9 protein-coding genes are annotated in these 11,921 nt (G+C 34.3%); 8 read left to right on the top strand and 1 reads right to left on the bottom strand.

Going from position 1 to position 11,921, the window contains the following annotated elements:
- Positions 1–257: 257 nt before the first annotated feature.
- The gene (locus tag GC102_RS40895; protein WP_446686381.1) at positions 258–533 is read right to left on the bottom strand and encodes a zinc-ribbon domain-containing protein; all 276 of its coding nucleotides are present in this window, start codon (positions 531–533) and stop codon (positions 258–260) included.
- Between the two features lie 233 nt (positions 534–766).
- Here GC102_RS40895 and GC102_RS24570 point away from each other — a divergent pair, with 233 nt between their 5' ends.
- From GC102_RS24570 to GC102_RS39655, 8 genes are all read left to right on the top strand, one after another.
- Positions 767–1,525 (top strand): stalk domain-containing protein, encoded by a 759-nt coding sequence (locus GC102_RS24570; protein ID WP_171691821.1) that lies wholly within the window; start codon positions 767–769, stop codon positions 1,523–1,525.
- A gap of 177 nt (positions 1,526–1,702) precedes the next feature.
- Positions 1,703–2,374 (top strand): DUF4309 domain-containing protein, encoded by a 672-nt coding sequence (locus tag GC102_RS24565; RefSeq protein WP_171691820.1) that lies wholly within the window; start codon positions 1,703–1,705, stop codon positions 2,372–2,374.
- Between the two features lie 92 nt (positions 2,375–2,466).
- A complete protein-coding gene (locus GC102_RS24560; protein ID WP_171691819.1) occupies positions 2,467–3,642 on the top strand; it encodes an ankyrin repeat domain-containing protein in 1,176 nt (391 codons plus the stop codon).
- A 312-nt stretch (positions 3,643–3,954) separates the two neighbouring features.
- Complete coding sequence (locus GC102_RS24555; RefSeq protein ID WP_171691818.1) at positions 3,955–4,647, top strand: stalk domain-containing protein; 693 nt, start codon at positions 3,955–3,957, stop codon at positions 4,645–4,647.
- Between the two features lie 75 nt (positions 4,648–4,722).
- Positions 4,723–5,307 carry a stalk domain-containing protein gene (locus GC102_RS24550; protein WP_171691817.1) on the top strand — a complete coding sequence of 195 codons (585 nt, stop codon included), beginning with the start codon at positions 4,723–4,725 and terminating at the stop codon, positions 5,305–5,307.
- Positions 5,308–6,109: 802 nt separating this feature from the next.
- Positions 6,110–6,835, top strand: a complete 726-nt coding sequence (locus GC102_RS24545) for an NPCBM/NEW2 domain-containing protein (protein WP_171691816.1) — start codon at positions 6,110–6,112, stop codon at positions 6,833–6,835.
- 328 nt (positions 6,836–7,163) lie between these two features.
- The gene (locus GC102_RS24540; protein ID WP_171691815.1) at positions 7,164–7,577 is read left to right on the top strand and encodes an NAD(P)/FAD-dependent oxidoreductase; all 414 of its coding nucleotides are present in this window, start codon (positions 7,164–7,166) and stop codon (positions 7,575–7,577) included.
- A gap of 311 nt (positions 7,578–7,888) precedes the next feature.
- Positions 7,889–11,689, top strand: coding sequence for an SEC-C metal-binding domain-containing protein (locus GC102_RS39655; RefSeq protein ID WP_246321096.1), 3,801 nt, complete (start codon positions 7,889–7,891; stop codon positions 11,687–11,689).
- Positions 11,690–11,921: the final 232 nt, after the last annotated feature.

Raw genomic sequence — 11,921 nt, 5'->3', positions numbered from 1 at the left:
ATAACCTTGCAGCCGCCGTTCGGCGTTTGTTCGCATTGGTAACAAAACATGATACATCCTCCATCCGGTGATTTGCTATTTTCTCTTACACCGATTAGCTTATCAGAAACGGGAGGAAGCTTATGTGACGGAAGTCACACCACACTCAATATTTGGGAAATCTTATGAGCAAGTAAATTTTCCAACAAAAAGAAACCTCCGTTCTTCTCTTATGAGAATGCGAGTGGGTTTCTTATGGGTACCTATCGGCGGGTGCGCTACCGCTTCATAAACGGTTCTGTAGGCAATAAAGGGTAGTTCTTTTCATAATCCCATTCTTTTGCAATATGAGGATACAATTCGAGCAATGATCCAGGTATTTGCGTTGTCATTTTCACACATATTCTGCAATCAACAAATCGTACTCGACTCTTTACTTTCATTCTAATGGAATGGTTTAGACAAAATGTCCACCATACATATACCTCGCTGCGGGGAAATAAGTATTGGGGATTTAAGCCAATGTTCTTTTCGTAATCCCTAAAGTTAAACATAAAGGGTTCCACATATTAGTCATGTGTAATATGATGAGCCCTTTATTTTATCTGATTTTCTTAAATTTTGCTCTTGATAAACTGAGAAAATAAAGTTCTAGACTAGGCAGCGACGTTAAGCTAACGGGCAGTAGAGCGTGGTGTCAGCGGGCTTCTTTTGTTCATAGAAGGAGTTATGTTAATAGTTAAATATGTTTAATTATGGTATATTGGGAGAAAAAGGAGCTTACAAAATGAGGAAAATCCTTCTCACTCTTTCCATCTGCATGTTGATCGGCTTAACTGCAACAGCCGTAGCGGCTTCCAATGATTCAGTACAAGCAAGCATTGCAAAATTTGTGTTCAAAGTGAATGGTGAAGAGAAGGAACTAAAGAACAACCCGTTAGTAGTTGACGGAACATCCTACTTACCATTGCGAGAAGTTGCTGGTCTGCTCGGATACGAGCTTGGTTATGACGATACAACGAGAACAATTAGTTTTGAACAAAAGCAAGTCGATAGCAATCAATATCAAGAATTAACCAAAGCCCCCGACTTATCGGAATGGATTAATTTTCTTGATCTCATTCGATTTTATGATGGGAACGATATAAAAGCATCCTTATCTGGTGATAACTTAACTACTCACCTTACGATAGGTGTTTTTGGAATTGGTTTCCCATTTCCATTTGAAGAGCAATACAAACTAGGAGATATCCCTAGACTGTACCAGAGACCAAAAGGGGAATTCTCCATGCTGGTTTATAAAAATAATATCTTTGTCAATAAATCTGATATCCAAAAATTAGGATTTCCTATTGAGGATGAATGGGTACCAATAGCGGATCTCTCAAAGTCCTCTACAAAATTTGATTTCAGTTTACTCAATGGTGTGAAAAAAATGAAGCCTGTTTTTTTATACACAGAACAAGGAATAATCCGTGCAATGAACTCTAAAACTGGAATATTACTAAACAAAGAAGACTTAAGAGCAAGAGGATTAATTGGTTAATGGTTCTTAATTAATGCATTAAACGACCTGAAAAAGGCTTCCGGCAAATCGGCAGCCTTTTTCTCAATTAACGAGTAGTATGGTGGAATAGTCTAAGTAATAAAAGTTAAAATATGGAAACTTTTGCTTGTTCGTTTCGTCTTATTAATTAGAACTCAACAATAGGAGTGATGAATTATGAAGAAGTTTGTTTTAGGTCTAATATGCGGAATTGGTTTAACCGCGACAACTAGTGTTTACGCCATAGACACAATTCAAGCGTATTTGTTTCCTGCCAAATTTGTATTTAATGGAGTAAACAAAGTAGTGGAGGCTAGTGAATATGTAGTGTTGAATCACCAAGGTCATGCATATGTACCTATTCGTTTCGTAGCTGAAAATATGGGGGCTTTGGTCAATTATAAGGAAGATACAAAGACCATCCAAATCTCCGATGCGCCTTTGAGCAAAAAGTTACAGCTGAATGCTGACTTTCTTAGTACAGCAACAGAAGGGAAGCTCTTAGGTATCGAATTCGGGATTGGATCTGCTAAGGAAGATGTGTTTCAAAAGTGGGGTGAACCTCATCGGATGGGAAAGAGGCAGGTCGGTTTTTACGCATGGTTTGATTACAATTACTTTTTCTCGGGTCCAAACGAAACTGTCGGAGCGATAGGGGTGAGCGGAGAGACAGTAAGATATTCTGTAGAAGAAGTCAAAAAAGCATTAGGTCAACCGAAATATGAGGGTCTTAGCATGATAGAAGCAGGTTGGGAAATGTCTTACAAGGTCGGCGAGTACGTTTTGTTCTTTTCCGCCGATAGGAAGGATGGAAACGTCCACTATATGACATTTAAGAAGATTGAGTGAGATTTTGAAAAGGGTTGAACTAACGGGAAACGAGATGCGGAGATTCCAAATATATTATTTACTAATTTCTCATAGTAGGGGGAGTGATTCGTTTGAAAAAATTTATTTCAGGTTTACTTGTGGGGGCCATTGCTAGTTTCTCTACCGTGGCGATTGCATCAGATACCATACAAGCATTGATCTTCCCAGCAAAAATTAATATTAATGGTGTCACCCATGAAGTGAGTGATGAATATCGGATTCTAAATGTGGATGGTCACGCGTATGTACCAGTTCGTTATATAGCTGAAAATACCGGTTCTATCGTAGGTTACGACCAAAAAAATCAAGTTATTTCGTTGGCCTATGGGCAAATCAATATCCAAGATCCAAATGACAAATCGATTTCCATCGGGGATTTAGTAGTTGAACCTATTCAGGTTAATTTAGAAAAATTAAAAGGACATATAAAAGTAGATCGAACAGATACAAGCTATGTAAATATAACAATTGAATTTTACGATAAAGATGGTAAAATACTGGGTTCTACAGACATTTTTGATGATTTTAAGCCGGGGATTCAATCTTTTGAATCGACACTCTCTGGATTTAATTCCACGGGGTATACAACAGTCAAGGTTCGATTGAATGAAGTACGTGACGGTGTTAAGTCATACCTTGAAAATCTTATTGCTTCTGCTAAACAACATGATGAAAAACAAATTCAGTCTACTCTTTCACAATTGCCTTCGGAAAAACTTGATCTTCTTCTTTTGGAATTTATGAAGCGTTTATTAAACTACGACCAGGATGCTTACTCCTATCTGTATCCATATATTATAAATACAAAAGCAAATGTTGATGTGATCGATAAGGTAACAGGTTATACACCTCTCATGTATGCAAGTTTTTATTTCCCAACGATGATAGATTCCTTGTTGAAAAAAAATGCTGACGTTAATATTGCTACTAAGCATGGTGGGACAGCGTTAATGATAATTGCAGGTAGGAATAATCCTGATGTTGTAAAAAAGTTTCTTGATCTTGGAGCAGATCCAAATGCAAGAACTGATGACGGAGGTAGTGTTTTATATTCGGCTATTTACCCATTATTTAGAAATTATACTGAGGAAACTGTCAAATCAGTTCAGTATCTGCTTGATGCGAATGCATCTATTAATGTTACAGGTCCAGATGGCAAGTCTCTTCTGGAAGGATTTGACGATTTCATGGGCATACCAACTGCGAAACAAATTTATGATCTGTTAGTGGCTAAGGGTGCAAGATAAACCTCAAGATCAACCGAAAATGGTTAGACTTGTAGCAGGAGGTGATTTTTTATGCTATGGATTACGTTGGGGTTCGTTAAACGGAAAACGATATTTGAATAAAAGTGAAGTTTCGTTAACCCATCTCACTATGGGTTTTTCTTATGCCTAGACTTGCCACGACTTCATTACAGGAATTATGAGAGCTAAAGAGGATTAAGTGTTACCAATAGTTTGAGTAGTCACAGTTCTCTAACGGAGAACGATAGTAAATGAGCTAGTTTCGCGGAAGCTTCTTTTTTGATAATTAAAGTAAGGACAGGAAGTGTAAATATGAGGAAATATGCCATAGGTCTTTTTGCTGGATTATTATTATCATTCTGTACGATTGTTAGTGCTTCTGAAACTGTTCAAGCCTACTTGTTTCCTTCAAAAATTATTATTAATGGTGAGCAAAAGGAGCTTGGACCAATGTATGAAGTAATAAATTATAAAGATTCCGCATACGTTCCAATCCGTTTTTTCTCTGAGACAATGGAAGCAAAAGTTGAATATTTAGAGAGCCCTAGAACCATATCGGTAACTTATGAAGACATGTATTTACTGGATCTGAAAATCGTCGATGAAATCTCCTTAAGTGGGGTAAAGTTACTTCAGCCCGAAGATGATGTAATAAGTGCATTAGGTACAGGCCAAAGTATTGATGGTTGTTTTGGATGTGGATTATATACTTATTACCCAGAAAAGAAATTATATGTAATCACATCTAATAACCAAGGAGATTTAAAAAATAAAGTAGTTAATATGATAACCACTAATAAAAATGACAACGTATTAGGAATAAAAATAGGAGATTCACTTAGCGCGGTAAAGTCGATTTTAGATCAATATAAATTTAAGTACGATGACTCTTTGGGTGCCTTCGTTAAAGGTGACTTAATACTTCGACTCATCGATGAGAATCATGATAAAATAATCGATCAAATATATTTTGGATTAAATACAAAGAGTCGATTCATACGATAAAAAAATATAAACATGAAATTTTTCCGGATTAGACTGTCTAACAGAAAGACTTTTAAATAAGGGAGTTGACTTTTTATGAAAAAACTTATTTTGGGTGTCGTGCTCGGCGCTACTTTATCGGGTGTGACAGCTGCTTATGCAAACGATATTCAAACATACTTATTTCCTTCTCATTTTTACATCAACGGGAGTATAACACCTGTAGATCCAGAATATGAGGTGTTAAATTACAATGGACATGCTTATGTACCAGTCCGGTTTATTACCGAAAACATGGGGGGGGATATCGGTTACGAAAACAATAATAATACAAATTCCATTACAATCAATTATTTTCCTGCGGGTAAGGAAGTATTGGCCGATTCGACTAATCCACAAGTTCGTGCCGGGTTAATTAACCTTTTTCTTGATGGAGATTCTACCGTCATTGCTGGTTTGCTCTCTATTGATGTGAGTTCCGATCCCAAGGACACTCTTTATAGCGTTGCATATGAGCTTTCGTTCTACGACAAAGTTGAAAACCTCATTGCTACATATAAATACGATACCGCTGAAAAACCAATTAAAAACAAAGAAATTCAATTTACCTATGGCTCTGTTATTGGGGATGTAACGCATTATGATCATGTGAAATTAAAGGTTATAAAAGTAAATAAGTAAAAAAGAATTTCTGCACTTGTCTCAATCTATTTGGTTAAAGACTTATCTACAACTGAAGCCATGAATAGAAAGCTTGATGATCTTCCTTTAGAAACTATACTTGGCTTACCGACGTTTGTTGAATTACAGAATAGATCACAAAGGTTTTGATGATAGTTCAATACATGAAGGGCTGACCGTATGGCAGTCCTTTACTCAAGTGACGAGCAGTTATGTTCAATAGGTTGAGGAAGACTTAGAAGTAAACCTTGTGAAGACAAACAACGTTTATTACGTGAATAGCTCATATAGGTGGTGTTAATTTGCACATAGTCAGGCATTTAATTCTATGGATTTTTTTTATTATTGTATTCTGTGTTGGAGCATTGTGTTTGGAACTATCAGAAGGATACAAAGTCACCACAACCGAATATTATGGTCTGCGTAATACACGGGCGTCCTTGATGAACTAAAGGATTCAACTAACGAGGAATTGATAGTTCAACATTAGAAGGGCTGCCGAGTTGCAGCCTTTCAATCCGCTAACGGGAAGTCATCTTCAGTAATTCCCCTGTGGTAAAGTAATCGGCGGCATCTTTTCCCCTTTTTATATCCCCTGGTCTACGGTAAAGGCCCCCATCCCCGCTATCGATCAGCAGCTTGAGACCATATTGCTCAGCCAATCATTCAGTGAGAAGAAGATGCCAGTTCTCTTCTCGTAATATTTTTGCCGGACTCACGTTATTCAATGAAGGAATAATAGCAGATTCTGTCGAATAAAGATTACATGCAATAGAAAAATTAACCATCAGGGGTGGACATTTTGAAAGAGAAATTTAAAGGTTTTATTTATGGTTGTATTGTTACATCTATGTTAACGGGGTCAGTAGCTTATGCTGCAACATCAACATCTATCGAGGTATACTTTAAAAATTTAAAGTACAAAATTGACGGTGTAGACAAAGTGCCAACTGAAGGTAAGGGGTTTATTTATGATGGCACCACATATGTTCCTCTGCGGTTTATTGGAGAATCTTTGGGCAAAAGTGTAGCGTGGGATGGTGAAACTGAAACTATTTGGGTTGGTAAAAAAGATGGTAAACATACAGAACTAACTTCACTTAAATTCGCAAGGTATGATGCAGAGGGTAATACTGAAATTTGGACAGACGCAAAAGAAGGCACTATTAATGTTGCAGGAGTTAACTACCAAAAGGGAATCAGTGGAAGAGTTTATAACATTTCAAGTTCTGAAAAGAAAGCGTCCATTGATTATAATGTGAACGGTAAGTATAAAAAACTTACAGCCATAGTAGGTATGGATGATGCTTCAAAGAATGCAAAAACTACAGGAACCATTAGAGTCATAGGTGATGGTAAAGAACTGAAAGTTATTTCTAACTTAAGAGGCGGAGATAATGCTTCTAATATTGAAGTTGATGTCACCAACGTCTTAAAGCTTCAAATCGTCTTTGAAGCTGATTTTAATAAAAACAACAATGTAGAAAAGCTCTGGATCGACTTCCTAGAACCTAAATTGTATGAATAAAAAAATGTTATATATTTCTGTATTGATTGTATAAATGAAAAGAGACCATTACAATTATGGCTCCACCTACTCCTAGCCAGAAGCAGCGAGTAGGTGGAGCCGTTTGTCATTAAACTAATGGAGAACTATAGTTGGAGTACAGCTTGTCTTACAATTCGTAAGACAAGCTAGGTGCAGCGGCAGTCTAGGACTTTATATTAGGACCTAGCCATGCCTTTTTTTTCTTTTATTGGGGTTAGTCTTAAACTTTTGTACGAACCCCTATCGTGCTTCCGGCCCTTATTCTGGTGGTAGAAGGGAAGAGCAGCATCAAGCCATATCCAAAACAATGGAGAATTATGTCCAAGGGATTTTACAACTCATACCGGAAAATAAGCGGGATCAAGTTGTCGAAAGCTTCCCTTTTCCTTTGTTTGGTCGTCCTGTACCGGAGCCAACAACTGTTATTGATTCGGCAGGGTTTAAAGAGCTATTGGAGAGTGGAAAACCAAATCAAAGACCAATGTTTATTTCGATGTACGAGGATGGTGTTGTTTGGGGGGATGGGGAGAAAGAGCACGTGGATGCGATCATATTTGCTACTGGGTTCAGTCCTAATTTATCTTTTTTGGCGGGATTGAATGCGTTAGATGATCGTGGATTTCCAAGACACAGGTTTGGAATTAGCAGTTCTGAAAATAGACTATATTTTATAGGATTATCAGGGCAACGATCAATCTCATCGGCTACTTTTTCAAATTAAACAGTAGTCTAGCTTTAAAAAAAGATATCGATTAGGTAGCTTTCTTAAAATACTTTGACCGTGGAATATGTTATTAATATATAAGTGGATCGTATAAACTGTGATCCCTTATTCTTTATTTGAATTCAATGGAAAATATTAGAATTTTGTTGGTAAATGTGTGGTAAAATAATTATATTTATTCCTACCATATTTTTGATATAACAAGATATGTGATGTGGGTAACTAAGTATATTAAATAAATTCGGAAAATATTTTAAGGAATTTAGGTGTAGTTTATTCCTTAGGAATTTGGGGTAGGGAGGATCTTTATGCAATTGCCCGGCAGAAATGATCCCTGTAGTTGTGGGAGTGGAAAAAAATATAAAAAATGCTGTATAAACAAAACAGACTTTGATAGCTCAATTCGTTATATTAAAGAAATCTTCAAGGATTATAACCCACATTGTCTGTCGATGGCATTGTTTGCTATAGCCTCGTGGTTACCAAATATATCAGCTAACGTTAAGATTCACTTAATATACAAAATATTTCTAAATATTCAGGAGAATGAGTTTTCAGGTAATCAAGAAATAATAGAATACAAGGATTTTCAAAGTTTTTGTAATAGACTATTTGATGTAATACCACATTTTACAATGCTTGAAGATTATTGGCCAGAGCAGGACTTCGGAGAAATTCGATTTTATCATGAAAGTAATTTATATAAGGTCTTCTATGGTGGTGGATTTGAAAATAGCTATGAATACCTTTATATGTTTCAAATATTTTTTCTACCCTTGGAACAAGAGTTTTCCGAAAATATAGATAGATCACCTAGTAATGAACTTACATCTGTTTTACGCCTTCAAGAATACCTAATATCAAACCTGAGTACTAACAGAAAATTAGATAGCGAAGATATCCCAAGTGGATTTTTAGAATGTCCATCAAAAAACTTTTATGAACAAGTTTGTGAGCTGTGGAAAGGGAAACACAGAGATTTATATTTTATAATGGATCAAAACTACTTAGAGGCATATTCGTGCAAGTTTGGCGATGTACATTATAAAGAATTGCAAGAGTCAACTTTTATTAATAATTTCTTTGAAACAACAAATAAAACTTTGTTTATTAATTATTCGGACGAATTAATACCTATCTTTAGTCGTGACTACGCGGTTATATTGTTTAATGAATGGGGAAAGTTGTATGATCAACTTACTCAAAAAACTAAAATCAAAACCAAAAGTGTTTCGGATAAAAGCATTTCAAGATTTATCGAAGATAGATTCTCAACAGATAAAATAGTTTCCCTTATAAGTCCAATTAATGAAGGAAAACCTCTTGAGATTACTTATACAAGTGCGTATATCTCTCAAGATGAAATTCACTTTGTTTATACAATGGATCCTGGAAGCAAGAATTTTGAAGGTGAATTGGATAGTATTAAAAATGATTTACAACAAACATCAAACTTAATTAAATCCGGACAATTTTTATTTGCTCTTCGTGGTAATAATCAAGCAGTTTCCATTGAAACTAAGAAGGTTTTAAAACCAAGATTCATTATAGTAATTCCAAGTCTATCAACAGAAACTATGATTTTGCATGTTCCAAATGATATTTCAGCAGATTTTATTTTCCTAAGAGAATATATTGCGATTGTTGATGAGATTGATGATTTGGATCAATTTAGCGATTTTTTTGTATTTATGGAAGAGATGGAGAATAAGACTTTTCATAGTAGTAAATTGGATTTATTTGGAGCTTTTAAAGACTCAAATTCAGTGTTGATTGAAGGCGCTAATGATTTCAATATGGTTATGTTAGATACTAATTGGGGTTCTCATTTTCGTTATGAAAACTTATATTTATTCTGGACTTTATTTCCCGAAATTGCATATCACAATCATCCCAGATCTTGGACAATCACAAAAGAAAATAAAAGTATTCGCCTTGTAAGTAAAAAGGATCGAGAGGTCAATTACTACCGGAAAATTGGAAACTGTTACTTATTCATTAGTACTAATCTTAATATGAGCTTTGACCAAGCTAGGTTAAGTTTTTTTGTTACAGAATGTTTAGAATACAATCTACATTCATTTAGTAAAGAATTGTTCGAACTTCAATATTTCCAAAAGCGTCAGGTGATTAATGTGAAAATTTATCCTGCGTCTTTGGTTGGAAATAATGAACTATATTCACATGTCCATCACTTAGTACCAAGTGGAGGACTATGGACAATAGATTCTAAGTATAGTCCAGAGGGATTGTATGATATAAATATTGTTTTTGATGAAGAACTAATTCAAAAAAACTTTTTAAGTGTTTTAAACCGACGAGTGGAAAACAAACTAATAACTGACTTCTTATTAAGTATTAAGGGAATAGCTGATGAAGAACATACTCAAAAAATATTATGTGATATTGAAAAAACAACTGATAATAAGCCAGGTTTTGTATTAAATGAATTAAGTTTTGATTATGCTGTAGATGAAAAGGTACATGTACTATTACCTGATGCAATACATTTTAAAAAAGTTCGTAATAAAATTGCTTTATTATGTAAAAATGCTTCATTAGAACCCGGTACATATGATTTTGAAACAGGAATATTAAACTTAAACAAAATATGTAAGCTTATCCTATCTGAACTAAAATGTGAACTGTCACGTTATGAATCAAGGCAGTTATATTGGCTCTTGATTAATCAATCAGACGCATTCATTCATAATAACAATTTGAAACATGGTCAGCTCGGCTATACTCATTTAATGGATGTGGATTTCGATCGAGAAGAAATATTAAAAGAGAATGAAGATGATTTCATTAGATATCATAAAAGTATTAGATATTTAATTGAAAGTTCATTACTGATTGAGAATAGCGGAAATATTAAGCTTGATTTCGGTGCATATAAATATCTTCTAGCTTTAGTTGATTGGTTATTTGTTGTTTATACTGCAAGTGACTCAATGCATTATCAAATTCATATTGACTGTACATTGGAAATAACTAAGGATTTCCTAGTAAATGTTAACTATGACGATGCAACTAAATTAAACATGGATTCCTATCAAACTTTTTTGGCGAGGCAGCAATTAAAACTAAGCCAAAACAAAGGTGAAATTGAAGTTATTGATAATTTAAAGATATATCTCGATGAAATAGATCAAGCATTTTTAAAAGATTTAAAATTTACTTTTAAGAATATGTGTCTTGTTCTGCATGTTTTAAGTACCTGGACTGCACAAAATAATGGATTTTATAGGGAAGCTTTGCTTGAAGACGTTATACAGGAGTGTTTAAGTGTTATCTCAGATATCACCATTGATGAGGTTACAACAATTATTGATTTTTTGAAGTTAGATAAGACTATGCTTCTAAAAACAATGGATTCTAATGGTAGGTTTGAGGATTTAGTGACATTTAAAATTAATGAAGATATTCCGGTTTGGGAATATTCTAAACGTCCGTGGCGATATAGTATAAGACCATTAATATACAAAGATAACTCCATCAGTTGGGGAGTTGTATCAACTGATAAAGCTCAGAAAATTTGGATGCGAGGTCTTAGTAATTTTCATATGCCTTATTCTATACCTAGCAAGGCAATTGACACAGTACTTATATCACAAGAAAAGAAGTTTCAAGATAAGCTTGTAGATGTTACTTTTCAGATTACTAAAAATATTGTACCAGAAGTAATGAAAGAAGTTGAGTTGTTTAAAATAGATAGATCGGGTAATCATCCCAGAAATCTTGGGGATTATGATGTGTTAGCTTTTTGGGAAAAGAAAAACATTATTTTTAATATTGAATGTAAATATATTCGAGATTCATACTGTATGAAAGACGCAAAAAGGGATTTGGATAAAATATTTTTTGGTAAATCAGATAAAGGGAAAAGTTATATTTCTAAACTTCTAAATCGACAATCATATTTATCAGATCATTTTGTAGAAATATGCAATGCTAAAAGAATCAATTTTAATGATCCTTCTTTAGTTAAAGTTATTCCAATATTTTTAACAAAAAGAAGTATGTACTGGACTAAATTCCCACCAATTGAATCCAATATTGTTTTCTTAGGATTAAACGAGCTAGAAGAATATTTGTTATCTTTTTAGATAATGAATACTTAAATATTAATTGGAAATTAGTCAGTTATATCTATAAAAGTCGAGAATTAAAAATCGGTGAAAATTAATATTAGACAGAAAAGAAGCCCATTTTTTAACATAAATGAGCTTCTTTTTTGTAAGTCTAATAGGAGTGCTTTATTTTGCTTGCTAAATTAATTACAAGTAATAACAGTTTCTGATTATATTAAACCTACAAAATATATTACCAGTAACATTT

The organism is Paenibacillus germinis (assembly GCF_013141785.1).
GTDB lineage: Bacteria > Bacillota > Bacilli > Paenibacillales > NBRC-103111 > Paenibacillus_E > Paenibacillus_E phytorum.
This window is presented reverse-complemented; position numbering and strand designations above follow the sequence as displayed.